Source organism: Streptomyces sp. NPDC104226 (genome assembly GCF_055584085.1).
The window spans coordinates 846,046-870,654 of sequence record NZ_JBVJMS010000002.1; the positions used below are offsets into that span (position 1 = coordinate 846,046).

General features: G+C 71.5%; 22 protein-coding genes. 7 read left to right on the forward strand and 15 right to left on the reverse strand.

Translation table 11 applies throughout. The features are described 5' to 3' along the window. Positions 1 to 20 precede the first annotated feature (20 nt). The 6 genes from ACZ60J_RS09135 to ACZ60J_RS09160 form a co-directional block, all read right to left on the reverse strand. Positions 21 to 1,034, reverse strand: a complete 1,014-nt coding sequence (locus ACZ60J_RS09135; protein WP_469680013.1) for an agmatine deiminase family protein — start codon at positions 1,032 to 1,034, stop codon at positions 21 to 23. Between the two features lie 310 nt (positions 1,035 to 1,344). Beyond that, on the reverse strand, positions 1,345 to 2,298 hold the full coding sequence (locus tag ACZ60J_RS09140) for a nitrilase-related carbon-nitrogen hydrolase (protein ID WP_469680014.1): 954 nt from the start codon (positions 2,296 to 2,298) through the stop codon (positions 1,345 to 1,347). A gap of 214 nt (positions 2,299 to 2,512) precedes the next feature. Further along, complete coding sequence (locus ACZ60J_RS09145; protein WP_469680016.1) at positions 2,513 to 3,712, reverse strand: ABC transporter permease; 1,200 nt, start codon at positions 3,710 to 3,712, stop codon at positions 2,513 to 2,515. Next, on the reverse strand, positions 3,709 to 4,446 hold the full coding sequence (locus ACZ60J_RS09150; RefSeq protein ID WP_469680018.1) for an ABC transporter ATP-binding protein: 738 nt from the start codon (positions 4,444 to 4,446) through the stop codon (positions 3,709 to 3,711). The genes ACZ60J_RS09145 and ACZ60J_RS09150 overlap by 4 nt, the downstream gene beginning before the upstream one ends. After that, on the reverse strand, positions 4,443 to 5,585 hold the full coding sequence (locus tag ACZ60J_RS09155) for a peptidoglycan-binding protein (RefSeq protein ID WP_469680020.1): 1,143 nt from the start codon (positions 5,583 to 5,585) through the stop codon (positions 4,443 to 4,445). Before ACZ60J_RS09155 ends, ACZ60J_RS09150 begins: the two co-directional genes overlap by 4 nt. Positions 5,586 to 5,587: 2 nt before the next feature. After that, positions 5,588 to 6,115, reverse strand: a complete 528-nt coding sequence (locus ACZ60J_RS09160) for a hypothetical protein (protein ID WP_469680022.1) — start codon at positions 6,113 to 6,115, stop codon at positions 5,588 to 5,590. Positions 6,116 to 6,285: 170 nt separating this feature from the next. On the opposite strand from ACZ60J_RS09160, the gene ACZ60J_RS09165 reads away from it, so the two are divergent. Then, positions 6,286 to 6,942: a response regulator transcription factor gene (locus tag ACZ60J_RS09165; RefSeq protein WP_469680024.1), complete on the forward strand. Its 657-nt coding sequence runs from the start codon at positions 6,286 to 6,288 to the stop codon at positions 6,940 to 6,942. An 85-nt stretch (positions 6,943 to 7,027) separates the two neighbouring features. On the opposite strand, the gene ACZ60J_RS09170 is transcribed toward ACZ60J_RS09165, so the two are convergent. Next, on the reverse strand, positions 7,028 to 7,606 hold the full coding sequence (locus ACZ60J_RS09170) for a TetR/AcrR family transcriptional regulator (RefSeq protein WP_469680026.1): 579 nt from the start codon (positions 7,604 to 7,606) through the stop codon (positions 7,028 to 7,030). 229 nt (positions 7,607 to 7,835) lie between these two features. Here ACZ60J_RS09170 and ACZ60J_RS09175 point away from each other — a divergent pair, with 229 nt between their 5' ends. From ACZ60J_RS09175 to ACZ60J_RS09185, 3 genes are read left to right on the forward strand one after another with little or no spacing between them, the layout of a single operon-like run. Then, positions 7,836 to 8,933, forward strand: a complete 1,098-nt coding sequence (locus ACZ60J_RS09175) for a 7TM domain-containing protein (protein WP_469680028.1) — start codon at positions 7,836 to 7,838, stop codon at positions 8,931 to 8,933. Continuing rightward, positions 8,930 to 9,793, forward strand: coding sequence for a sugar-transfer associated ATP-grasp domain-containing protein (locus ACZ60J_RS09180; RefSeq protein WP_469680030.1), 864 nt, complete (start codon positions 8,930 to 8,932; stop codon positions 9,791 to 9,793). The genes ACZ60J_RS09175 and ACZ60J_RS09180 overlap by 4 nt, the downstream gene beginning before the upstream one ends. Continuing rightward, positions 9,793 to 10,002 (forward strand): hypothetical protein, encoded by a 210-nt coding sequence (locus ACZ60J_RS09185; RefSeq protein ID WP_469680032.1) that lies wholly within the window; start codon positions 9,793 to 9,795, stop codon positions 10,000 to 10,002. Before ACZ60J_RS09180 ends, ACZ60J_RS09185 begins: the two co-directional genes overlap by 1 nt. A 17-nt stretch (positions 10,003 to 10,019) precedes the next feature. Here ACZ60J_RS09185 and ACZ60J_RS09190 read toward each other — a convergent pair whose 3' ends face one another. From ACZ60J_RS09190 to ACZ60J_RS09205, 4 genes are all read right to left on the reverse strand, one after another. Then, positions 10,020 to 10,685: a response regulator gene (locus ACZ60J_RS09190; protein WP_469680034.1), complete on the reverse strand. Its 666-nt coding sequence runs from the start codon at positions 10,683 to 10,685 to the stop codon at positions 10,020 to 10,022. Further along, the gene (locus ACZ60J_RS09195; RefSeq protein ID WP_469680036.1) at positions 10,682 to 12,154 is read right to left on the reverse strand and encodes a sensor histidine kinase; all 1,473 of its coding nucleotides are present in this window, start codon (positions 12,152 to 12,154) and stop codon (positions 10,682 to 10,684) included. Before ACZ60J_RS09195 ends, ACZ60J_RS09190 begins: the two co-directional genes overlap by 4 nt. A gap of 77 nt (positions 12,155 to 12,231) precedes the next feature. Further along, positions 12,232 to 13,392, reverse strand: a complete 1,161-nt coding sequence (locus tag ACZ60J_RS09200) for an agmatine deiminase family protein (protein ID WP_469680038.1) — start codon at positions 13,390 to 13,392, stop codon at positions 12,232 to 12,234. Positions 13,393 to 13,507: 115 nt separating this feature from the next. Beyond that, positions 13,508 to 15,076, reverse strand: a complete 1,569-nt coding sequence (locus tag ACZ60J_RS09205) for a protein kinase domain-containing protein (protein WP_469680040.1) — start codon at positions 15,074 to 15,076, stop codon at positions 13,508 to 13,510. Between the two features lie 138 nt (positions 15,077 to 15,214). Here ACZ60J_RS09205 and ACZ60J_RS09210 point away from each other — a divergent pair, with 138 nt between their 5' ends. The 3 genes from ACZ60J_RS09210 to ACZ60J_RS09220 all read left to right on the forward strand — a co-directional run bounded on the left by ACZ60J_RS09210 (position 15,215) and on the right by ACZ60J_RS09220 (position 19,142). Continuing rightward, on the forward strand, positions 15,215 to 15,796 hold the full coding sequence (locus tag ACZ60J_RS09210) for a TetR/AcrR family transcriptional regulator (protein ID WP_469680042.1): 582 nt from the start codon (positions 15,215 to 15,217) through the stop codon (positions 15,794 to 15,796). Between the two features lie 129 nt (positions 15,797 to 15,925). Next, complete coding sequence (locus tag ACZ60J_RS09215; protein ID WP_469680044.1) at positions 15,926 to 17,101, forward strand: agmatine deiminase family protein; 1,176 nt, start codon at positions 15,926 to 15,928, stop codon at positions 17,099 to 17,101. 514 nt (positions 17,102 to 17,615) lie between these two features. After that, on the forward strand, positions 17,616 to 19,142 hold the full coding sequence (locus ACZ60J_RS09220) for a peptide MFS transporter (RefSeq protein ID WP_469680046.1): 1,527 nt from the start codon (positions 17,616 to 17,618) through the stop codon (positions 19,140 to 19,142). Positions 19,143 to 19,174: 32 nt separating this feature from the next. On the opposite strand, the gene ACZ60J_RS09225 is transcribed toward ACZ60J_RS09220, so the two are convergent. The 4 genes from ACZ60J_RS09225 to ACZ60J_RS09240 form a co-directional block, all read right to left on the reverse strand. After that, the gene (locus ACZ60J_RS09225) at positions 19,175 to 20,386 is read right to left on the reverse strand and encodes a PucR-like N-terminal domain-containing protein (RefSeq protein ID WP_469680048.1); all 1,212 of its coding nucleotides are present in this window, start codon (positions 20,384 to 20,386) and stop codon (positions 19,175 to 19,177) included. Positions 20,387 to 20,601: 215 nt separating this feature from the next. Continuing rightward, positions 20,602 to 21,549 carry a hypothetical protein gene (locus ACZ60J_RS09230; RefSeq protein ID WP_469680050.1) on the reverse strand — a complete coding sequence of 316 codons (948 nt, stop codon included), beginning with the start codon at positions 21,547 to 21,549 and terminating at the stop codon, positions 20,602 to 20,604. Positions 21,550 to 21,639: 90 nt separating this feature from the next. Next, positions 21,640 to 23,286 (reverse strand): DUF6801 domain-containing protein, encoded by a 1,647-nt coding sequence (locus ACZ60J_RS09235; RefSeq protein WP_469680052.1) that lies wholly within the window; start codon positions 23,284 to 23,286, stop codon positions 21,640 to 21,642. A gap of 172 nt (positions 23,287 to 23,458) precedes the next feature. Then, positions 23,459 to 24,094 carry a hypothetical protein gene (locus ACZ60J_RS09240; protein WP_469680054.1) on the reverse strand — a complete coding sequence of 212 codons (636 nt, stop codon included), beginning with the start codon at positions 24,092 to 24,094 and terminating at the stop codon, positions 23,459 to 23,461. Between the last annotated feature and the right edge of the window lie 515 nt (positions 24,095 to 24,609).

The following is a 24,609-nucleotide window of genomic DNA, read 5'->3' on the forward strand; positions in this document are numbered from 1 at the left end:
CGGAGCGGTCCGTTCTCGGCTCAGGCGGTGGCGCCCGAAGCCGGGATCTGCTGGGTGATGCAGTGGACTCCGCCGCCGCCGAACGCGATGGCGAGCGCCCGCACCCCGACGACCTTGTGCCGGGGGTACGCCTCGGAGATGACCGCGAGGGCTTCCGCGTCCTGGGGCACGCCGGCCACCGGTACGACGATGCCTCCGTTGGCCACGTAGTAGTTCAGGTAGGACACCTCGACGTCGCCGCCGGGCATGTCGACGAACGCGGTCTGCGGGACGTCGATGATCTCGAACGGCCGGCCCTTGGCGTCGGTGGTGGCCTCCAGGACCGCGCGGTTGGCGCGCATCCGCGCGTAGTCGGGATGCGCCGGGTCGTCGGGCAGGGAGACGACGACCTTGCCGGGGGCGGCGAAGGCGCAGACCCCGTCGACGTGGCCGTCGGTCTCCGTGTCCAGCAGACCGCCGTACGGAAGCCAGACGACCTTGTCGACGCCGAGCCGGGACTTCAGTTCGGCCTCGATGTCGTCCCGGTTCATACCGGGGTTGCGGTTGGGGTGGAGGAGGCACTGCTCCGTGGTGATCAGCGTGCCCTCGCCGTCGACGGTGATCGCGCCCCCCTCAAGGATCATGTCGGAGTGGATGCGCTCGACCCCGAGGTGCTCCAGCAGCAGGGCGCTGGCCCGGTCGTCGGAATCGAAGGGGTGGTGCTTGCGGCCCCAGGCGTTGAAGCGGAAGTCGACCCCGGCGCGGTTTCCGTCGCCGTCGAGCACGAAGAGCGGGGCCGAGTCCCGGAACCAGGAGTCGTCCAGCGGCATCTCCACCACGGTGACCGCGGGGTCGCACCAGTCCCGGGCGTCCTCGCCGTGGCCGGGCGGCGCGACCATGGTCACGGGCTCGAACCGGGCGATCGCGCTCGCCACGTTCGCGTACTCCTCCTTGACGTCCTTCAGCACGCTGCCCCACAGGTCCTCACGCGTGGGCCATGCCATCAGGCACCCCTCGTGCTCGGACCACTCGGCAGGCATACGGAACGCAGTCATCACGGGTCTCTCTTCGTTTCGCCAGAAGTACTCGTCGGGGGCGGCCGGCTCCGTGGAGCTCCCGGCAGAACCGAAGGACGAGTACGCGGTATGAACGGCATCTTGCTCTCAACTGAAAATTCAGTCAAGAGGTGTGGCGGATTTCAGAGGTTCCGACCTTCAGGGCCTACGGGCGGCCCGATCGACATCGCCGTCCGGCGGTGCCGACAAGGCCCCCACCGGCCACCATGGGGCTGGAGGGGGCATCCGGAAGGCCCTGAAGGTTCGGTCAGCCTGCGGCGCGGCAGGAGGCCCTGCAGGCCCGCCAGGGCTAGGCCTGGCGGGCTCGGGCGCGCGGTCGCTCGGTCAGCAGGCCGTAGAGCTCGGGGCGGCGGGTCTGCAGGAGGCCGAAGTCGAGCCAGTCACGGCGCTGGTCGAGGTCGAGGTCGGCGACGAGGACGGCGGGGCGGTCGCGGGGCGCGCGGAGCATGACCCGGCCGTAGGGGTCGGAGATGAAGGAGGAGCCGTAGAAGGTGGAGCGGCCCTCGGTGCCGACGCGGTTGGGCACGATCATGAAGAGCGCGTTGGCGAGGCCGTTGGCACTGATGGCGTGCTCCCACATGGGCCGGGTGTCGAAGTCCGGCAGGTCCACCTCGGAGCCGATGGCCGTGGGGTGGACGAGGATCTCGGCGCCGGCCAGGGAGTAGGCGCGGGCCAGCTCGGGGAACCACTCGTCCCAGCAGGTGGGGAAGCCGAAGCGGGCCCCCTCGTGGGCGACGACGGGGAACCCGCTGTCGCCGGGGCGGAAGCAGAGGTCCTCGCGGTAGCCGGGGAACGCGGGGATGTGGTTCTTGCGGGTGCGGGCGATGAGCGCCCCGTCGGAGGCGACACAGACGGCGGTGTTGTAGCCGAGGCCGCCGTCCTGCGCACGCTCGTAGAGCGAGGCGTGGACGGTGATGCCGAGGCCGGTGGCGAGCTCCGCGGCGAGCTGGACGGTGGGGCCGTGCTCGACGTCCTCCAGGTAACGGGCGGCGCCGTCGGCCATCGGATCGTCGGTGTTGCAGAAGTACGGGCTGCGGGTCAGCTCCGGCAGGCACACCACTGTGGCGCCCTGCGCGGCGGCGAGGGCCACGCCCTCGCGCAGGCGGTCGTCATGCTCGTCCTGGTCGGCGTACCAGCGCATCTGGACGAGGCCGACGCGCAGCAGGTCGCGCTCGGCGGGCTCCGTGCGGCCCGGGGAGCCGAGCGGGGAGCCGTAGGACGTGAGCAGTTCGTACGAGGTCACGGGTGGGTCGCCTTCGGGAGAATGGTGTGCATGCGCGGGCAGCCGCTGTTTTCGGCTGGTTCGGCGGCCGTGGGCCCGGCGGTGTGGTCCCGGCGTGACGGCGTTCGCCTGGGGTGCGGGTCGGATCGACCCGCACCCTTACTGAAGTTTCAGTCAGGATGCCTGAGGGCGAAATGCCTAGTCAAGGGGCTCCGGAGCAGTTCCGGATCCCCCCTCAGGCCGATCGCAGGGCGTCCGTCGGAGAGGCCCCGGCCGCGCGCAGGGCCGGATAGATCCCGGCGAGGGCCGCGACGATGACGGAGACGACGGGGCCGGCGACGATCGTGTAGAGCGGGATGGAGGCCGGCCATCCCTGGGTGAGGGCGTAGCCGTAGACGGTGAGGCCGCCCGCGATCAGCCCGCCGACGCCTCCGATGAAGCCCATCAGCACGGCTTCCAGCAGGAACTGGACGGCGATCTGCCCGCCCCTGGCGCCCAGCGCTCGGCGCAGTCCGATCTCGCCGCGGCGTTCCATGACGCCCACCACCATGGTGTTGGCGATGCCCACACCGCCGACGAGCAGGGCCACTCCGGCGAGGGACAGGACGAGTCCGGTGAGCGCCCCCTTCGTCTCGTTCCGTGCCGTGAGCAGGTCGGAGGGGCGGCTGACGGCGACCTGGCTCGGGTTGCCCGGGTTCGCGGTGGCGCCGGCGACGGCCTGGACGTCGGGGACGCGTTCGGGGTGGGAGCGCAGGTAGACGGTGACGGCGGTGCCGTCCGCGCCGAGGCGGGCCGTGGCCTGGGGCCAGCCGACCAGGGCTGCCGTGGCGAGTTCGGGGGCCAGCTCGTTCGGTGCGAGGACTCCCGCGACGGCGTACCACTGTCCGCCGAGCCAGACCCGCTCGCCCGGCGCGGTCACGCCGAGGCGCTGCGCGGCCTGGTCTCCGAGCACGGTCACGGGGAGGTTCTCGCTCGCCCCGTCCAGCCACTTACCGCTCCGCAGGGTGGCGTGCAGGACGTCCATCAGGTTCAGCCGGGCGGCCAGCACGGTGATGCTGCCCGTCTGTTCCTTCGGCACCAGGTCGTTGCGGTAGACCTCGGCCTCGGTGGCGCCGGTCGCGGTGACCTGCTGTACCGGGGCGACGTCGGCCAGCATCTTCTCGGCGGTGGGCGGCAGCGGTACGGGCTGCTGGTCGCTGCCCTTGCCCGGGGCGACGGTGATCAGGTTGGAGCCGAGCTGGTCCAGGCGGGCCAGCAGGTGCGCCTGGTTGGAGGAGGAGATCCCGGTCACGGCGATGACGGCGGCGATGCCCAGGGAGATGCCGAGGGCGGACAGGGCGGTGCGCATCTTGCGCGTGCGCGGTCCGATCAATCCCAGGCGCAGCAGGTCCGCCGGACGCAGCCGGGTCCGGCGCAGGGGGGACGGGGACGTCATCGGTCGGCTCCTGCGGGGTGCGGGCGGCGGCGTTCGTCGAAGTCGATGCGGCCGTCGTGCATGCCGATGCGCCGGGGGAAGGAAGCGGCGAGCTCGCGGTCGTGGGTGATGACGACGAGGGTGGTGCCGTTGTCGTTGAGGGCGCGCAGGAGATCGACGACGGCCGCGCCGGAGGCGCTGTCCAGCGCCCCGGTGGGCTCGTCCGCGAGCAGGAGCGCGGGCCGTCCCACGAGGGCGCGGGCGATGGCGACGCGCTGTTTCTCCCCGCCGGAGAGCTGGTCGGGGTGGTGATCGAGGCGGTGCCCGAGGCCGACCTCGCGCAGGGCTTCGACGGCCGCTTCGCGCCGTCGTGCGTCGCGGGTGCCGTTGTAGAGGATGCCCGTGGCGACGTTCTCGACGGTGGTGAGTCCGGGGAGGAGGAAGAACTGCTGGAACACGAAGCCGATCCGCTGCGCGCGCAGGGCGGCCAGTTCGTGGTCGGTGAGGCCGGACAGGTCGCGGCCTTCGAACCGCAGCTGCCCGGCGGTGGGCCGGTCGAGGGAGCCGAGGAGGGCGAGGAGGGTGGACTTGCCGGAGCCCGAGGGGCCGACGACGGCGAGGAGTTCACCGGCTTCGACGGTGAGGTCGATGCCGTGCAGGATGCGCAGCGGGGGTGATCCCGGAACCGGATACTCCTTGACGATGCCGGTCAGCTCCAGCACGGGTACCTGGCCCTGCTGTGGAGGCGTGGTCACTTGGGGATCACCACCTGGTCGCCGCTGTCCACGTCACCGGTGATCTGCGCCTTGGCATCGGCGACCAGTCCCAGCTGGACCCTGACCAGCCGGCTGGTCGCGCCGTCGACGACCTTGACGCCGTAGCCGCCGCCGTCCAGGGCGAGCAGCGCGGTGACCGGGACGACGAGGGCGTCGGCGGCTGTCTCCCCGACCACGTTGACGGTCACCGAGGAGGGTCCGGCCGCCTGGGCCTTGTCCTGGCCGTCCAGGACGATGGTGACGGAGGTCTTCTGCTGTCCGCCCCCACCGCCGCCCGCCCCGCCCTCGGCTCCGCCGGCGTCGCCGCCGCGGATCAGGGAGCGGATGCGCCCCTCGACGGTGCCCCCGCCGGAGAGCTTGACCACCACCTTGCCGTTGGGCTTGAACTGGGACAGCTGGTTCTCGGCCGGCTGTACGACCGCGACGAGGTCGGTGCCGCTCACGGTCATCACGGACCCCGCCCCGAGGGCGGAGCCGAGCTGTGCTCCGAGCTTCTGCACCTGCACCGCCGCCAGCGGCAGCATGACGACGCCGCCGGGCGGGAGCGTTCCCGTCTCCTTGACTCCCAGGGCCTTCTGCCACCGCTTGACGGCGGCGGCGGTGCCCTCGGTGAACTTCTCGTCGACGGCCAGGCCGAGGCCGCCCGCGTGGCCGAGCTTGATCAGGTTGCTCTTGAGCTGCTTGACATCGGGGCCGTCGGCCACGCCTGGGCCCAGCTCGCGCCACATCGGCCGGTCCCCCGTCATGAGGACGACCGGGCGCCCGTCGACCTCGTAGAGCTTGCCGCCCGCCTTGACGACGGAGCCGACGGCGGGCAGAGCGGTGATCGTTCCCTGGCCGGAGCCGACGACGGGCGTCGGCGCGTCGTGGCTGAGGGCCCCGGCGACCTGGATGCTGCTGGACAGCAGTCCCTTCTCCACCACCACGGTCCCGTGGTCGGCGGACGGCTGCTCTGCGGCGGAGCCCTCGTCCTCCCACGGGCGGGTCGCGCCCCACGCGGCGGTCCCCGCGAGCGCGGCTATGAGGACGAGCGGGACGACGGTCCGGCGGCGCTTCCTGCGCCCGGCGCCGCGCGCATCGGGAACGACCGGGGCGGCGGACTCGGCGCTCTCGGACATGCTCACTCGCCGATCCGGTAACCGGGCATGGGCAGCTTGCTGCACGCGGGCTGGACGGCGTCCCACTTGGCCGCGTCGAACGACGTCGCGGTGAACACGAGGATGCCGTCCTTCGGGTCGGGGTCGGGCATGTCCGGGTAGCCGTTCTTCCGGCCGCACGCGACGAAGGCACGTGCCATGTCGACGAACTTCTGGTTGTCCTTCGCCTTGGCCTGGTGGATGCCGGGAACCTTCTCGTCGCAGACCTTGGCCGCGGCCTCGTATCCGGCGACGTCGGCGTCGCCGCCGGTGCCGGAGGCGGGGATGGAGATGTTGCCGTCCTTCTCCTGCTGGACCTCGTTGCGGCCCTGCCCGTGCATGCAGGTCACCCAGGCCCGCCGGACCTCGTTGTCGTCCTGCGGCTTGCTCCTGCCCGATCCGTCGCCGCCGGCGACCTTGGGCGCGGCGTCCTGTGAGGAACAACCGCTCAGCACCAGTGCCGCGCTCACGGCGGCGGCCGCCATGAGGACCCGCCCGGTTCGACTGCGCATGATCGTGCTCCCGCTCTCTGTCGAGGATGTCTCCCGGAAGTTCTACGGGGCGTCCGGTGAGCCGTCGGTGAGCTGCGCCTAACCGCTGGCTCACCCCGCCCGGGGGATCCTTGACCAGCGGGTTCACACACAGGACGGCGCACGGCGCAGGCGAGTGGAGGAGGGACGACATGCGAGTGCTCATCGTCGAGGACGAGGTGGAGCTGGCCGGGATGCTGGCCGAAGGCCTGCGGGGGGAGGGCATGGTCTGCGATGTCGCGCACGACGGTGCCCGCGCGTTGGAGATGACCGCCGCCACCACGTACGACGTACTGGTCCTGGACCGGGATCTGCCCCATCTGAGCGGGGACTCCGTCTGCCGGGCCCTGAACACGGCCGGTTACCCGGCCAGGATCCTGATGCTCACCGCCGCCGGAGGCCTCTCCGACCTCCTCGACGGCCTCGGCCAGGGCGCCGACGACTACATGGCCAAACCCTTCTCCTACCTGGAACTGGTCGCCCGGCTGCGGGCTCTCGGCCGACGCGCCTCCCACGGCAGCGCCGCCACCGTGCTGAGCCGGCACGGGATCAGCCTGGACACCGTCCGCAGGGTCGCCGAACGCGACGGGCGCCCGCTCAAGCTGACGCCCAGGGAACTCGGCGTACTGGAGCTGCTGTTGCGGGCGGACGGTGCACCCGTCGACACCGACGAGCTGCGGGACAGACTGTGGGACGCGGCACTGGACCCCGCCACCACCGCCGTACGGGTCACCGTGCACGCCCTGCGCCGCAAGCTCGGCGAACCACCGCTCATCCACCACGATCCCGGCTTCGGCTACCGACTGTGAACCACGGCCCCCAGGCTCCGGCAACGGGCAGGGGAAGAACGGCGGGGTGGCGCAGTCGCGTGCGTAAAGGCGGCGGGACGCGTACTCAGCGCCCCAGGCATTCGAGCTCGGCATCGATGGCGCCGGTCAGCAGGGTCCGGGCGTGGGGCAGCTGGAGCGTGCCGCTGAGCCAGCGCATGCTCAGGCCCTCCAGGAGAGCGGTGAGCCGTTCCGCGGCCGCCGCGAGCGCGACGGCCGGGGCCATCGGCCGGACCTGGCCCAGCAGGGCCGCTACCTCCTGGATCCAGACCAGGGTGGCTCGCGCCAAGTCTTCGCGCAGGACCTCGTCGAAGACGGCGCTGGCCCGCAGCTCTCCCCAGGCACTGCTGTTCTCCCTGACCTCGGGTGTGTCCTGGAGTTCCAGCAGCAGCGTCCGGTCCAGTTCCTCTCGCGGGGTGAGGGGTTCGGCGTCCGCGTCGCGGTAGGTCGTGTAGCGCTCGGCACGGTCGTTGATGAACTCCAGCGTCTGGCGCAGGATTCCGGTCCGGTCCTTGAAGTGGTAGTAGATCAGAGCGGTGGACACGCCCGCCTCGGCGGCCAACTCCTCCACGCGCAGGCCGCGTACACCGCGCCGGGCGATCACCCGGGCGGCGGCTTCGAGGATCTGAGTGCTGCGAGACGCCATGGTCAGCACCCTACCGGGCCCTTTCCCGCCGTCGTGAGGGGGAGGTCGCGCATCCCTGTGCACAGGCAACTTTCGTTGCCCCTCCGTGGCCGATCGGTACTACTGGACTCCCGGTCCGCTGATCAAGGCTGTCCCCATGCATGACCTCTTGAAGAGTGAAACGAGTTCGGACAGCGGACGGCGGGCGACCGGCGGCCATCGGGGTGGGCGCGGGAGGGCGCCGGTCTTCGTGAAGGTGCTCGCGGCCGTAGCCTGTCTGGGCGTCCTCCTGCTCGGCGTGCTCGGCTCCCCGGACCGGTCCCTTGGGCGGTCGCCCGAGGTCATCGGTGAGCGGGAGATGGTGCGGATCAGCGGGCCGAACGGCAAGACGGCCGAGGTGCTCGCACTGATCGACACGGGTGCGTCGGCGTCCTCGTTGGACACGGCCCTGGCGAAGGACCTCGGGTTCGATCTGGCCGCGGCGCCGAGGATCACCGTCGGTTCGGCGCTCGGCCGGGAGAAGCGCCCCGTCGTCGACACCACGGTGCGTCTGGCCGGCCGGTCGTTCGTCGCCAAGGTCAGCGTCAACAACCGCTCCAAGCGCGAAACCCCCGTACTGCTCGGACGCCAGGAGGTGCAGGGGCTTCAGGTGGCCGTGGGGAAGCGGCTCCTCACCCAGCCCGAGTCCACCGCCGCGCCCTCCGCCCTGAGGATCCTGTTCGCCAAGGCGCCGGCGATCGACCCCGTGTCGATGATGGCCCTGCTGCCGCTGGCCGCCCTGCTGATCGTGGTGCTACGGGTCGTCGTCGGGCTGAACACGCTGGGCACGTTCAGCCCGGTACTCCTGGCCCTGGCGTACGCGCAAGCCGGCCTGCCCCTGGGGGTTCCGCTCACGCTGGTGATGTTCGTACTCGGCTTCACGCTGCAGCCCGTGCTGCGCCGCCTGCACCTGCCGCGCGTCGCGCGCCTCGGCGTTCTGATCGCGGTGGTCACCTCGGGCCTGATCGCCGCCCAGCTCGGCCTGGGCGGTTTCGGGCTCTCCGACTCCTGGGGCATGTCCCTGCCGGTCGTCGTCACGGCGATCATCACCGAACGCCTGTGGGACGCATGGGACCTCGACGGCATCCGGGCCGCCGTCGTGGGAGCCGCCCTGACCATGGGCACGGCCGTCCTGGTGGCGCTGCTCCTGCTCACGCCGTACGTACGCCACCTCGCCGAGGCGGTGCCCCTGCAGCTCGCGCTCGCGTGCGGGGTGTGGACGGCGATCGCCGGAACGTACCGCGGGCTGCGGCTGAGCGAGCTCTCGCGGTTCGCGCCCGCGGCGAAGGCGCAGGGGGCCGCGTCGTGATCCGGCTCCGCGGCTGGGACCCCGTCATGGGCATGAACCTGCGCAACGCCCGGATCTCCCGGCAGAACCCCTCGGCCGCCATCCGGCTCGTCAACGACAAGTACGCCACGAAGGAAGCCCTGACCTCGGTCGGCGCCCCGACCTCCCCCACCCTGGCCCTGCTGCGCTCCCGCCGGGAGATCGCGACCCTGCGCTGGGACGCACTGCCCGACTGCTGGGCGCTCAAGCCGAACCAGAGCCTCGGCGGCAACGGCATCCTGCTGGCCTTCGGCCGGCGCCGAGGGCACTGGACCTCCTCCTCCGGCAAGCGGATCGCCCGAGCCCTGGTCGCCGACCAGCTGCGCCGCATCCTGGACGGCGAGTTCTCCCCCCGCCCGAGCGACTGGGCCATGTTCGAACCGCTGATCCGGGCGCACCCGGCTCTGGCACGGCTCTCCCACCAAGGGCTGCCGGACATCCGGGTGATCTGCGACGGGGACCGGCCGCGGCTCGCCATGCTGCGTCTGCCCACCCGGTTCAGCGGCGGGCGGGCCAACCTGCACCAGCGGGCCATCGGCGCCGCCGTCGATCTGCCCACCGGCCGGATCACCCATGCCCTCGTCGGGAAGGAGCCGACCGAGAGGCACCCCGACACCGGTGAACTCCTCATCGGAGCGACCGTCCCGCACTGGCCCGAGGTGCTCGACGCGGCCCGCCGGTGCGCGGCCGCGACGGGGCTCCGCTACCTGGGCGCGGACATCGTCGTCGACGCCGACCGCGGTCCGCTGATCCTCGAGGTCAACGCCCGGCCGGGTCTCCAGATCCAGAACGTCACCGGTCACGGCCTGATGGCCGCGGTCACCCACCCGAGGAGGCCCTGATGCGCTGGACCGCGCTGGTGTCCAAGACCGTCATCGCCGGGGCGGCCGGGGCCTTCCTGGCGGTCGGCGTCGCCGGAGCGCAGCCTCCACGGCAGGCGACCGACATCGATCCCGCCCGGGAAGCACCCGTGGGCAGGCAGAGCGCGACGCCGGCGCCCGGGCAGGGCACCGCCACCCCTCCCCCTTCCCCGGGTTCCCCGGGGAACTGACCCGGGGCCCTTCCGTCTCAGGTCGCCTCCGGAGGGGTGCGCACCCGGGCGTCGCGGGCCAGGAGGGCCGCCTGGACCCGGTTGGTACAGCTGAGCTTGGTCAGCATCCGGCTCACGTACGCCTTGACCGTCCCTTCTCCCAGGTGCAGCCTCTTGCCGATCTCCGCGTTGGAGGCCCCGGTGCCCACCATCGCCAGCACCTCGCGTTCGCGCAGGGTGAGGGCGGCGATGCGGTCGAGGCGCGGGTCGGCCGTCACCTCGTCGCTGCTGAGGTACCGGTCGATGAGGTGCTGCGTGACCTGGGGGGACACGACCGGTGAGCCGGACGCGATCGTGCGGACGGCCTGGATGAGCTCCTGCGGGGTGCTGTCCTTCAGCAGGAATCCTGCCGCTCCCGCCCTCAGCGCACGGGCCACGTAGGCGTGTTCACCGAAGGTGGTGAGCATGGCCACGCGTACCGAGGGGGCCCGCTCGGCGATCCGTTCCGCCGCGCAGAGTCCGTCGGTGCCCGGCATCTGGATGTCCAGCATCGCCACGTCGACCTGGTGGAGGACGGCGAGGTGCGCCGCCTCGCGCCCGTCCGATGCCTCGGCCACCACGTCGATGTCCTCGGCGTGCTTGAGGACGAGCCTGATGCCGGCGCGGACGAGTTCCTGGTCGTCGGCCAGCAGAACACGGATCACAGCGAAAACCTCACAGTCCGGGATGTTTCTCGGTCGCGGTCGCGGACCCGTGGCCCGACGGGATCACCCTGCCGAGCGGTCGCTTCGGCCGGGACGACGACCTCGCCGGGCACCGGCGGCTCGTCCTCCCCCGGGTAGGGAACGAAGGCGAGGGTGACGAACTGCAAGGCCACCGCGCTCAGCACGCCGAGCACGGTGGCCGCTGCCGTCGCCACCCGGTTCCGCCGGGTTCGTGGCGCTGCCAGGGCCTCGTGTCCGGCCGGGACGGACGTACCCGCCACCACGGGGCCGGAGCACAGGGGGATGTGCGCGACCACGGTGTGACCGCCGTCGTCAGTGGGTCCGGCGCGCAGCGTGCCGCCGAGCAGGCGAACCCGCTCGTGGAGACCGACGAGTCCGAGGTCGGTGCCCGGAAGCCGTGGCGAACGGCCCGCCGTCTCGGGCCCGTTGCGCACTTCGATCCGAACGCGCCGGGCGTCCCCCCGCACGGATACCGTCACGTACGCCCCGGCTGCGTGCTTGTGCACATTGGTCAGTGCCTCGCGGATCACCCTGTCCACCGCGCGCCGGGCGGTGGGGCTCGCACCGGTCAGCTCCTCGCCGGTCCAGTCCAGGGCCACGGCGATGCCGGCCGCGCGGGACTGGGCGACCAGGACGGTGACATCGGAGCGGGTTCCCGTGTCCGGGGTCAACTCCTGCGAGGCGTCCTCCCCGGCCGGCTCCCCGGCTCGCAGCACGCCCAGTACGCCGCGCAGCTCCTCCATCGCCTGCCGACCCGTACGGTGCACCAGCAGCGCACTGCGATGGACCTCCGGATCGCCCTTCTCGGTGGCCATCGCGAGCCCGCCGGAATGCAGGGCGATGAGGCTCAGTCGGTGACCGAGCAGATCGTGCATCTCCCCCGCGATCCGGGCACGCTCGCGCGACCTGGCCTGCTCCTCCGCCGAGCGATGTGCGTGCTCGAGGAAGGCATTGCGCTCCCGGAGGGCCCGGACCAGCCGCTCGCGCTGGCCCGCCAGCGCGCCGGCCAGACCGGGCAGGGCACCGCAGACGATGCCCGTGACGAGCACGACCATGAGCTCGTACCCGAGCACGGGCGGCGGTTCCCCGGCCGTGTTCGCCAGGGTGATCGCGAGAGGGACCGCGGCACACAGGGCCAGCAGGAGGACACGGCTCCGCAGCCGGGCCCACCGCAGACCCGCCGCGTGCGCAACGGCCGCCAAGACCCCGCCCGTCAGCGGCTCCACCGCCACGAGCACGGCAGCGGCCGCCAGCGCGACCGAGGGGAACTGACGCCGGATCAGCACCGCCACCATCGCGCAACCGGCCACGAGGACCTGGCCGGCCGGTCCGTGCGGCACGCCGCCGGTGCTCCAGCCGCCGGACCACTCCGAGAGTGCCGACACGGCCAGCCCTATGACGGCGATCAGAACGAGATCACTGACCGCCTGGAACAGACCGTGCCGCATGCCCTTGCCTCCCCTCGTGCCTTGCCCTGCCCTGCCTTGCCTTGCCCTGTCGTGGCGCGTCGTCCGGTGTCCCCGGGTCAGGCCGCCGGCGGAACGGCCGGCTGCGACTGGGTGGCGCAGTGGATGCCACCGCCGCCACTGGCGATGTTGTCGATCCTGACCTGGGCGACGGTCCGGCCGGGGTACGCGGCCCGCAGGATGCCGTAGGCCGCGTCGTCGGCGTAGCTGTCGCCGAACTGGGGCACGAGGACCGCGCCGTTCACGGTGTAGTAGTTCGTGTAGCTGGACAGGAAGTCGGTGCCCCTCCCCCGGATGTAGCGCCGGTCGGGTCCGGGGAGCTCGGTGATGGTGAGCCGGCGCCCCTGGGCGTCGGTGGCGCTCTCCAGCACCTTCTTGGTCTCGTTGTAGACCGCGACCCACTTGCTGTCGGTACGGGGGCCGGGCTGGTCGAGGATGACCTGCCCGGGCGAGACGAACCTCGCCAGGCAGTCGATGTGGCAGTCGGTGATGTCCTGTCCGGCCAGGCCCGGGACCCAGATGACCTTGTCCGCGCCGAGGGACGACTTGAGCGCCTGCTCCACCTGGTCCTGGGTCATGCCGGGGTTGCGGTTGCCGTTCACCAGCGAGCTGACCGTGGCGAGCAGGGTGCCCTGGCCGTCCGTCTCCAGCGATCCGCCCTCGCCCACGAAGGGAGCCCGGATCCGGTCGACTCCGTACTGGGTGAGGAGGGTTGCTGCGGCGGCGGCGTCGTTGGAGAAGGGCTGGTAGTACGAAGTACCGGTCTTTCCCCAGCCGTTGAAGTTGGTGTCCACTCCGGCCACGGCGCCGGGGGCGACCACGAAGGTGGGGCCGAAGTCCCGGATCCACAGGTCGTCGTTGTCGATCTCGACGACCTCGATGCTGTGGTACGCCCCGCCTCCGCAGGCGTACCGGGCAGCGGCGGCCTGCTCGGGCCGGGCCAGCATCACGACCGGCTCGTACCGGGAGATCACGTCGGCCACCCGTGCGATGTCGTTGCGGACCCCCGCGAGCTGGGTGGACCAGACCGACGAGAGCGCGGGCCAGGACATGAAGGTCCGCACGTGGCGGTCGGTCTCCGCGGGCATCCGCAGCGTCTCGCCCGAAGGGCTGGTGGCGGCACGGGCCACCGTGGGCAGTACCGAGCCGAGGGCCGCGAGCGGCAGAGCTGCCGCGCCGAGCTGGAGCAGCCGGCGTCGGGACGTGGCAGACGTGTTCATGGGACTCCCTAGGTGCGGGAACGGAGAGGGGGATTCCGCACATGCTCGCCCGGACTGAATATTCAGTCAATGGCTCCGACGCAAAAAATGCCCCTCCCCTCGCCGGAACGACCGGCTACCGGTTCCGGCGATGGAGATCGATGGTCACCGTGACGGGCCCGCCATCGGGCTGCGCCGCGATCAGTCGGACGATGGCGATGTCCTGCCCGTCGGAGCTTCGGACGCAGAAGGGGCGCTCGTCGGCCAGGTCGGCGAAGGCGAGCGCCGTGACCGGCTGCGTGTCGATGCCGCGAACGCAGTCCTCGGGGCCGAGTTCGTCCCCGGCGGCGATGAAGGCGTCGCCGTCCTCGGGGAGGACGAAACCCTTCTGGTCGCGTGCCAGGTACCAGGCGGCGGTATCCGCGGGGACGACCTTCCCCGCCTTCAGGTCGAACTCGTACGTGGCATCGGGCGAGGTCAGCTCGACGCTCTTGCCGCCGGGCACGTAGGCGGCCGCGGGGGACGGAGCGGCGGAGGTGCCGGGAGCCTCGGCCGAGTCCTCCGCCGAGCCCTCCCCCGGCGGGACGGAGTCGAGGTAGAAGAAGGCGGCGCCGGCCAGCACCAGGGCGGCGACCGCGGCCAGAGCGGCGAGGGCCGGGCGGCGCTTCCTGCCCGCGCGGGCACGGTGCGCGGAGGTGGCGAGGCGGGTCTCGGTCCTCGGGTGCAGAACGGGAACGGGAACGGGAACGGCCGGGGCCGCGAGGGTGGGCTGCACGTGGACCGGCGCCGCCTGCCCGGCGTGTCCCGCGAGCTCGCTGCCGACGGTCCGCGGCAGCCAGCCCTCGGAGAACTCCGGACGGGGCCCCACCAGGGGGTGGGCGTGAACGGCGGCGATCAGGTCCACCGTCGCGGGGCGGTCCTCCGGCCGCTTGGCAAGGCACCACGACACCAGATCCCGCAGCTCGTGCGGGACCCGGGCGAGGTCGGGCTGCTCGTGCACCACCCGGTACAGCGCGGACGACTCCGGCCCCGGCCCGAAGGGGGCTTCGCCGCCCGCCACGTACGCGACGAGCGCGCCGAGGGCGAAGACGTCGGTGGCCGGTGACACCGGCAGGCCCAGCGCCTGCTCGGGAGCCATGAAGGCGGCGGTGCCGACCCGCAGGCCCATGCCGGTCAGCGCGACGGCGTCGGCCGCACGGGCGATGCCGAAGTCGATCACGCGGGGGCCGTCTTCGGCGATCAGCACGTTGGCGGGCTTGAGGTCGCGGTGGACGACGCCGGCTCCGTGGATCGCCTGCAGGGCCTCGGCGATGCCGGCCACGAGGAGCAGGACCGTGCGCACCGGGAGCGGACCGTGCCGCTGGACCACCTGGTGCAGGGAGGGGCCGGGAACGTAGGCGGTGGCGAGCCACGGGGTCGGAGCGTCGACACCGGAGGCGACCACCTGCGCGGTGAACAGGCCGTGGATGCGCTCGGCACTGGCCACCTCCTGGGCGAAGCGTTGGCGGAACTCGGGGTCGCCCGCGAACTCCTCCCGTACCGCCTTCAGCGCGATGGGGCGGCCACCGGGGGTGTGGGCCAGGTACACCACGCCCATGCCTCCGGAGCCCAGCCGCGCGTGCAGGCGGTAGCCGCCTATCTCCCCCGGGTCGTCGGCCGACAAGGCCTGGTGAGCGGGCTGCGCACCAGGAAGCTGAGCGGACATGCGGTGGCTCTTTCGGCGAAACGGACGAACCTGACCCGCGCATCGTGCCTCTAACTAAACATTCAGTCAATATGAGACACTGATGGACGCAGACTTCCAGGAGGGGATCACGTGGCGACGGACCGTCGAGGGGCAATCATGAAGGGCGCCGCGCGGGTCATAGCCCGTCGGGGGGTCCGCGGGCTGCGCGTGGAGGAGCTGGCAGCCGAGGCCGGGGTGTCCACCGCGCTGATCTACTACCACTTCAAGGACCGGGCCGGCGTCCTGCGCCACACCCTGGAGTTCATCAGCGACCGGGCCGAGCGGTACACGTCCGAAGCGGACGGCGACGCCGGACCGTACGACGCCCGGCAGGAGCTGGAGCAGTCCCTGCTGCTGGAGTTCCAGGATCTCGCCGAAGTCCGCGAGAACAGCACGGTGTGGGGCGAGCTGCGGGCCAGCGCGATCTTCGACCCCGCGCTCCGCGAGGACCTGGCCAGAGCCAGCCTGAGCTGGACCCACGACGTCGCGAGCCTCCTGGGAGGGATCCGGCCGACAGCGCCCGCGCCCGCCCTCGCGACGTCCGCCGAGCGGCTGACCGCCCTCCTGGAGGGGCTCAGCATGCGCTGGCTGAGCGGCGCCCTGCCCCTGGCTCACGCGCGCGAGCTGATGCGGGACGCGGTCTCCGTGGAGGTCGAGCGGCTGGGCCGCGCGACCGAGCGGCAGACGCACGGCGCGTAGGGCTCGGACAGGGCTCGGACAGGAACCCGGCAGGTGACGCACGATCGCGAAATTGACTAACTTTTCAGTCAGTGTCAGGGTGACGACACGAAGGGCCTCCCCCTCCCCCGCCCTACGATCGGAGCCCCCATGTCCGGACCCTCCCCCTCCCGCCGCACCGCTCTACGTGCGCTCGCCGGAGTCGGCGTACTCGCCCTCGGCGCTTCGGCCTGCGCACTCGACGACCCCGGCCAACCGGATGCTTCCCCCAGTACCTCCCCCACCACCGGCCAGGCCGGCGGCGCCAAGGCCGAGGGCCTGCGACTGGGGGCCGAGTGGGAGAGCCACGCCCGCACCTTCATGTCCTGGCCCGCGCTGGAGTCGGTCTGGGCGGAGGACCTTCCCCGCGTGCGGGAGGACATCGCACGCGTGGCACGGGCCGTCGCGGAGTACGAACCCGTCGTCCTCATGGCCCGGCCCGATCAGCAGGACGCCGCTCAGGCGGCGTGCGGCTCGAAGGTGGAGGTCATCCCGCTGGCCGTCGACGACCTGTGGGCCCGCGACTCCGTCCCCGTGTTCGTCGAGCAGTCCGGCAAGGTCCTCGGAGTCGACTTCAACTTCAACGGCTGGGGCAACAAGCAGGAGCACCGCAACGACGCCCAGATCGGGCGCACCCTGCTCCAGAAGTACGAGATCCCCCGCACTCAGGCCCCCTTGGTCGCCGAAGGCGGCTCCTTCGAAACCGACGGCGAAGGGACCCTGCTGATCACCGAAAGCTCGATCGTCAACGACAACCGCAACCGCGGGAAGACCCGCGACCAGATCGAAGCCGAACTGGTGAAGCTCCTCGGCGTCGAGAAGGTGATCTGGCTCAAGGGCGTACGCGGCGAGGACATCACCGACGCCCACGTCGACAGCCTCGTACGGTTCACCGCGCCCGGAGTGATCCTCCTGGACCGGGCGTTCCCCGGAACCCCCGCCGACTCCTGGTCCCGCTCCTCCGACCAGGCCAAGTCCGTCCTCGGCAAGGCGACCGACGCACGAGGCCGCAGCTTCGAGGTCATCGACCTCCCCCAGCCCAACCCCGACCGGATCACCGGCTACAGCAACGACTTCCTGTCCACCTACGCCAACTTCTACATCGCCAACGACGCCGTGATCATGCCCCAGTTCGGCGACAAGCAAGCCGACGACCGCGCACGCGGAATCCTCCAGGAGCACTTCCCCAAGCGGGACATCGTGCCCGTCAAGATCGACACCATCGCCACCGGAGGGGGCGGCATCCACTGCGCCACCCACGACCAGCCCGGCAAACCGGCCGCCTGAAGGGTGCTGCAGGCCTGCATGCGCCGCCGTTCCCGAGCGGCGAGAGGCCGGCCGAGCCCGGCTCGGCTCCTCGTCGACCCGGCAGCCGGTGCTGCCGCCGCGCGAAGGCCTTCGACCGTAAGGGACACGTCCGCGCAGCGGTCTGCCTGTCCACGTTCCGAGACACTTCGGGAGGGTCCGTCCGGTGGTCTCGTCCTTCCGGCCCGTGGCCGGGCCGACCTGCGCGGACCGCTGCACACCGGCGTGCTCGCACCGCGCCCGGTGCGGGGCGTCCGGCCGATCGGCCGATCCGGCCTCGCAGCGGACCGTCCTTCGGGACGAGGCGTGGTCCCGGGAGCACCCGCCGGTGGGCCCGCCGCATCCGGGACCGACAGCCCTGCTCCGTACCGAACGGGCACGTACAGGATGAAGAGATCCAGTCGTCACACACCGGCCCGCACGCGGCCGACCGGGACGGATCCCGCTCCGCGAACGCCCCGCCGTGTGTGACCCCGAGCTTGTGAGGTCCCCTCCCATGGCGCCCACCGCGGTCCGTCCGGCCGGCACCCTTCCGCCCGCCCCGAAGCCGAAGACCTTCTTCGGCCACCCCCGTGGTCTGGCCACGCTCTTCCTCACGGAGATGTGGGAGCGGTTCAGCTTCTACGGCATGCGGGCCCTGCTGCCCCTGTACCTGATCGCGGGCGGACCGGCCGCGGCGGGCGGCACCCAAGGCGGAGGCCTCGCCCTCGACGCGCCCACGGCGCTCGCGATCACCTCGCTCTATCTCGCCATGGTCTACCTGCCCTGTGTGGTGGGCGGCTGGCTCGGCGACCGGGTCTGGGGCCCGCGCCGCACCGTCACGATCGCGGCCTGCACGATGATCGCCGGCCACGTGCTCCTCGCCCTGCCCGGCACCCCGAACTTCTTCGCCGGGCTCGTCCTCGTCGCCCTCGGCTCGGGCCTGCTCAAGGCCAACATCTCCACGATGGTCGGCCACCTCTACGAAGGCCCCGAGGACCCGCGCCGCGACGGTGGCTTCACCGTCTTCTACATGGGCATCAACCTCGGCGGCATGCTCGCACCCCTGGCCATCGGCACCGTCGGCCAGCAGGTCTCCTGGCACCTGGGCTTCGCCCTGGCCGCCATCGGCATGGCCGTGGGCCTGGGCCTGTTCCTCCTCGGCACCCGTCACCTCGCCGAGCGGTCCTCCCTGGTCCCCGAGCCCCTCGCCCCGGGCGAACTGACCCGGGCCGTACGCCGCTTCCTGCTCGGCGGCGCCGTGCTGGCCGCCTGCTACGCCGCCCTGGGTGTGTCCGGACACCTCACGCTGACCTGGGGACTGGTCCCCCTGGCCGTGGCCGGACTCACCATCCCCTTCATCGTCCTGTTCCGCATCCGCCGTGACCCGGAACTCGACCGGGGGGAACGCTCCCGGGTCGGCGCGTACCTGCGCCTCTTCACCGCCGCCGTGGTCTTCTGGATGATCTACGACCAGGGTGCGTCCACCATGGCCATCTTCGGCGCGAGCCACACGACCGGCAGCCTCCTCGGTTTCTCCTTCCCCAGCTCCTGGCTCCAGTCCGCGAACAGCATGTGGGTCCTTCTCATGGCCCCCGTCTTCGCCGCGATCTGGCCCCTCCTGGCCCGGCGCCGCAGGGAACCGAGCATGGTCACGAAGTTCGCCATCGGCCTCGCCCTGATCGGAGTCTCGTTCTTCGTCTTCTCGATCCCCATGGCGTCGGCCGACGGCGGCACCAAGGTCAGCCCCCTGTGGCTGATCGCCATCTACCTCGTCCAGTGCCTCGGTGAGCTCTGCCTCTCCCCCGTCGGCCTCTCGATGACCTCCCGGATCGCCCCCGCCAAGTACGCCAGCCTCCTCATGGGCGTGTGGTTCCTCGCCGTCACCGCCGGCGACTGCGCCGCCTCCCTGCTCGTCCAGGCCGGCGCCCACCTCGACACCACCCCGGTCGTCCTCACCGAAGCGGTCCTGGCGGTGCTGGTCGCGCTCCTCGTGTACACCGGCCGCGGCCGCATCCTCACCCTGATGGGCCACGCCCGCTGACACACCGCCGCGTCACGCGGCGGCGTGCCGGGTCATTCCGCGTAGTCGTTGCCCTGGAGGTGGAGCGAGCGCAGGGCCGCCTCCAGGGTGAAGCGGTGGTCCGGGTCCGTGATCCGGTCTCCCATGCGGGAGTCCAGGTTGCGTAAGCGGTAACGGACGGTCTGCGCGTGGACGCCCAGTACCTCGCCGACCTGATCGGCGGGGGCACGCGTGGAGATGTGCACGCGGAGCGTCTCGACCAGGCGCCCGCGCCGGGAGCCGGTGAGCCCGCTGAGCGGGGCCAGTTCGCGGGCGGCGATGTGGGTGACGAGGGCCGGATCGGACAGGAGCCACAACGTTGTCAGATGGTCCTCGCAGTGCACGACCGGCCGGTTGGGCACGATCCCGTCGTCGATGAGCTGCAGCACCCGCCTGGCCCAGCGGATGGAATCGGCGGCCTGGGGTGGCGGCACGGTCAGGCCGATGACAGCCGAGACTCCCTCCAGGGCGGTTTCGAGCATCGCCGTGCGCTCCGGGGTGAGCGGGCCGGGGATCAGCAGGTGCGGCTGCGGGATGCCGAGGTCGGCGAGGACGTCCCGGTCGAGGCAGGTCCGTACGTGGTCGGGGATCGGAGCCCGTAAGGCCACCAGGGTGCACTGGTCGGGGAGTTCCCACGCGGCCTGCTCGCACAGTTCGGCGATGCTCGCCTGCGGCAGGGGTGAGCCGACGAGGATGAGGTGGAGCAGCTGCCTGCGTAACGCCGACACCTCGGAGGCGGCACGCGCCCGCACCTCGGCGTACCCCTCGCGGGCGAGCGCCTCCAGTTCGTCGACGTACGCGAACAGCGCGTCGGCGAAGGCGAGGATCAGCGAGGGAGACAGCTTGTACCGGCGTCCGAGGGTCTTGGCCCGGCGCAGCGCGATGCGTGCGCCGAGCCGGTAGGCGCCGTGGAGGGTGTCGAGGTCGCGGCCCTCGTAGGCCTCCACCCGGCCGAACTTGCGCAGGAGTTCGTCGCGCAGGACCGAGCTCGCGCCGGGGTCGGCGACGCGGTCCACGAACGTGCCCAGCGCCTGTTCCACGCCCTGGCGGATGGCGTCCGCGTTGGGGCCGTTGAGGAGCCGGGTGTACACCGGATAGGCGCGCTGCACTTCGGCCCTGATCTCCTTGATGAGGCCCGGGACCTCGGGCCTCATCAAGGCTGCGAACTCTCTGGGGAGCGGGTCGAGCGGTTCACCGATGTCCGGTGTCTGTGCGATTGAGGGCATGACCGGTCCCTTGCTCTCCTGCGCGCCCGACGGCGAGCGGCGTGGCAGCCCCCGGAGCGAGCCCGAGGGCGTGGGCGCGGCCCGTCAGGTCCGTACCTGTTTGTGGTGCTGACGCTAAATCAGATTGCTTGTGCTGTACACCACATGAGCACGAGTGTCGGAGGAGGAAGCGGCGCAGCCGGTGAGATCGGCCGGGAATCGGCCCTCGCTGGCGATTACTTGACTGCGGAGTGCCAGTTGAGGGAGAGCTGCTTGCCCGCGTCGGGGGCCACGATCCCCGGGGCGAAGAGACCGCCGAGGTAGGTCTGGGTGTTGTTGAGGCTGAGGCTGTTCTTGCCGGCCGCCGACGGCAGGCCGGTCTTGAGGTTGACCGCCGCGTCGATCAGGCCGAAGATCCCCAGCCCGCAGCCGCTCGCCCCGGGGACCGCGAAGGACGTGTCGTACTGGGTGGAGCCGAGGAGGTTGAGGCGGCTCATCTCGCCTTCCTCGTTCGCGCTGCCGTCACCGTTGAAGCGATCCACGCCGAATTCGGGGTAGTTGAGGTTCTTCGGCTTCAGGACGATCGGGTTGGCCTTGGTGCCGATGTAGCAGTTGCTGCCCAGGAACGGGTTCTCCAGGTGGATGCGGACGGGGATGCTCACGATCGGCTGGTCGGTGACGACGCCAGCGATCTGGTCGAAGTTCGAGGGGGTGCCCACCGACTCCAGGGTGGCGGTGATCTTGTTGAGCTTGCCGTCCGTGAGCTGCTGGCAAATCGACGTGATGCCCGGGACGTTGCTCGGACACATCAGCCCGAGGAGCCCGCCCGGCACCGTCGCGGAGTCGGCGATGATCGCCCCGGAGGCGGGCGCGACGACGGTGCTGGTGCCGTCGGCGTTCTGCACGACCCCCATCTGGAGGTTGCTGTTGCCGGTGACGACCGTCGTGTTGCCGAGTTTGATGGACCCGCTGGTGGAGTAGGAGACGACGCACTGGGGCGCCTTGTCCAGACCGTCCGCTCCGAGCATCGTCGGCGCGTCGACGGGGCAGCGGGTGAACGGAACCCATCCGCCGTTGAGCACCGGCGTGCCGGCGGCCGTCGCCGTGGCGAGGGAGGCGAAAGCGCCGAACGCGGTCAGCGCCGAGAGGGTGGCGAGCCGGGTTCGTGTGGAGGCGAGGGGCATGGAGGTGCCTTTCGGTGACGGGGGACGGTCGGGTCGGCTTTGGTGCGGGGTGCGGGGTGCGGGTGCGGGGTGCGGGGTCGGCGGTACGGATCAGCGCTCGGGCGAGGGGACCACGTACGGCTGGCGGTCCTCGGTGCACTGGCCCTCGGTCGGTACCTCGACCGCCACCGCGCACGTCTGGCCCTGGTTCTGCTTGAGGTAGTTGCCCGAGCCGGAGATGGAGGCGGTCAGCAGCCGGTCCAGGTCCTCGCCACCCGTGCCGCAGCCGGTGAAGGCGGGGATGGTCACCTCGCCGGTGAGCGGTCCGCCGGAGGTCAGGACGTAACCGGTGGCGTCCGTGCCGTTGATGAGCTGGCCCTTCCCCAGCATCACCAGGTGCGGCCCCGGGTACGAGGCCGGATCGGGCTCGGGGGAACTGAGCGGGGTCTGCGTGCGGCACGACGGACCGACGTCCAGACGGGTGCCGTTGACCTCCACGTCCAGGACGCGCAGGACCAGCGGGGCGCGCACGTACGTCTCCGCGATGTTGTCGGGGAAGACGAGCAGGACGTCGGACGCGACGGTCATGGGCCCCGCCTGCTCCAGGATCATCGTCGCCGTCGTCGGGGCGAACCCGAAGGTCAGAAAGGTCGACTTGAACGGCGGGGTCTGCTTGCGGCCCTGGTAGTCGAGACGAGCGGCGGACTTCTGGAGCAGGTGAATGCTCCCGTCGGGCGGGAACGAGATGTCCGGGTCGCCCTGCTCGATCTGCACGCACGACACCGGGATCAGGGAGGCGCCGCCGAGCTTGCGGACGTTCGAGTAGCCCGTGATGTACGCGGTGAGCGACTTGTCGGTGGGGTTCTTGTTGATGCAGGGCGGCGCCGGCGGCCGGGCGGCCGAGGAGCCGGAGCGGGACGCGCCGATCCTCGGCGCCTTGCCCGTGCCCTTGTCCTGGTCCCCGGCCGGACTCCCCGGCCGGGTCGAGCCCGTCGGGGCGCCGGGTCCTGCCGGGGACGTGGAGCCCGTGGGGGACGAGGACGCGGAACCCGTGGGAGGAGCGGGGGCCGTGGGCCGCCCGGACGCCGGGGCCGACTTGGAGGGCGAAGGGGACGGGGTGGAGGTGGCCGGGCCGACCGGCACGGTGGCCAGCAGGCCGTGGCCGGCCGCGTCCTTCGCGAGGGTGCACTCGATGGACAGGGACGGCGGTACGGCCGGCGTCCCGTCGGCCGTACCGAGGGCGAGGTCGACTCCGAGGTCCGTGGCCGTCAGGGTGAGGTCGCCGTCGGCGGCGGCCGTCACGGTCGGGACGTCACCGGTGGTGGTGAGGGTCAACGGGCCCTTGGCGGGAAGGGCGGCAGGCCGCGCGGCACCGGTGCCGCGCCAGAGGGCCTCGGCCCGCGCCCCGCGCTGGGCGACGTCGAGGGAGAGCCTGGTCTCGGGCACCACCGTGGCGGCCTTCAGGGCCGCCAGGTCGGCGACGGCCGCGGCCGGGAGCTCGACCGCCGTGGTGACCGCGGTGGGCCGGATCGCCTCACCGGTGGTGGCCCGGCCGGGGAAGGTGGCCTTGACCCGTACCGCGACGCGCTGCTCTCCCGAGGGCAGCGTGCAGTCGTAGGGCAGTGTCGCGGTGACCTCCCGCGACCCCACCGCGGCGGCAGCCGAGGAGATCAGGGGGGCGAGCGCCACGAAGGCGGCGATCGCCGCGCCGCGTGCGCGCACGCGCGGCGTCCGCAGGGCGGGACGGTGGCCTCTCATCACTTGCTCCGCTCGGAGATCGTCCGGGGCACGCCGGTCGGCGGGGCCGGTCGGGGTGCCTGGTCGCAGTGCTGGTCCGCAGTGCCGGGTCGGTGTGGGTGGGGCAACGCCCGGCCGGTCCTGCCGGCCGGGCGTACTCACCCCGTGGGAGTGCCGAAGCACTCCCACGTGCCTACGGGTTGGTTCCGACGATGGTGGGGATGATCGCGGTCCCGGTCTTCTTGACCAGGTAGGCGCCGGTGAAGATCGGCTTGGCGCCGACCGGTACGGCGCTGCCGCAGTTGGTGGAGGAGACGACGTTGAGCTGACCGGAGGTGCTGGCCACCGCGAGCTTGCCCGTCGAGTTGGTGTACGTGCCGGACGCCTTGCCCGTCACGCGGAAGACGCAGGCACCGACGGTGACCTTGGCGTCGACGTTGCCGATGTAGCCCTTGGTGACGCCGGTCGCGGCGGTGTAGTCCTGTGCCACCACGGTCCAGGGGGTGGTGGCGACGGTCGTGACGTTGCCCAGAACGCTGGTGCAGGGCGAGCCGCTGGCACCGAAGTTGATGGCGTTGATCGAGGCGACGGTGGCCGGGTTGCCGGTGGCGCTGGCCATCGTGCCGGACGCGCCGGAGGTCGTACACGTCATGGCGATGCCGTTGACGCTGAGGACGATGTTCCCGCTGTTCGTCGCCGTGAAGGCCGCGGGGGACGGGTTGACGGTCCAGGTGGTGGACGGGACGGCCGACGCCGGACCCGCGGTCAGGGCGAGCGCGGCGGCAGCGGCGCCGGTGACGACGGCGAGGTTTCTGAGGGTGCTCTTCATGGCTGTGGGACTCCTTGGGGATTGACCGGCAGAGGTGGGCCGCAGCTGTGCGGTGGGGGAGACAGAAACGGCCTGCGGCTCGGTGTTCCTCGGCCGCGACGTTGACGTTACTTGCGGGAAACTTAGCTGAACAATGGCGTAGTTCATGATTCTTTGAAGAGCCCGCATTAACTGTTCACGAGGTGAGCGGTCCTCCGTGACGCATTAGCCGCCGGGTGCGCAAAATCGATAATTCCGGTCGAGCGGACGCCGCTGCGGCCTCCCTTTCCCGCCACGCCGGACGCATACATCCCGACCGGAAGTACGGAATGCTCTCCGTCGTGACAAACGGCGGCGCGCATGTGTGACCCGCATGACAAAGAGAACGGGACTCGGGCGATCTCGCGAAAAACTCGGAACCCGCTTATTGCCGCCGGATGTTACTCGACCGTAGCGTTCCGGGTGCGACCCGCGATCTCACGTCGGAGGCCCCTGAACACGGGACTTCTGTCGGGGGAGACAAGTCGCGCACCCGA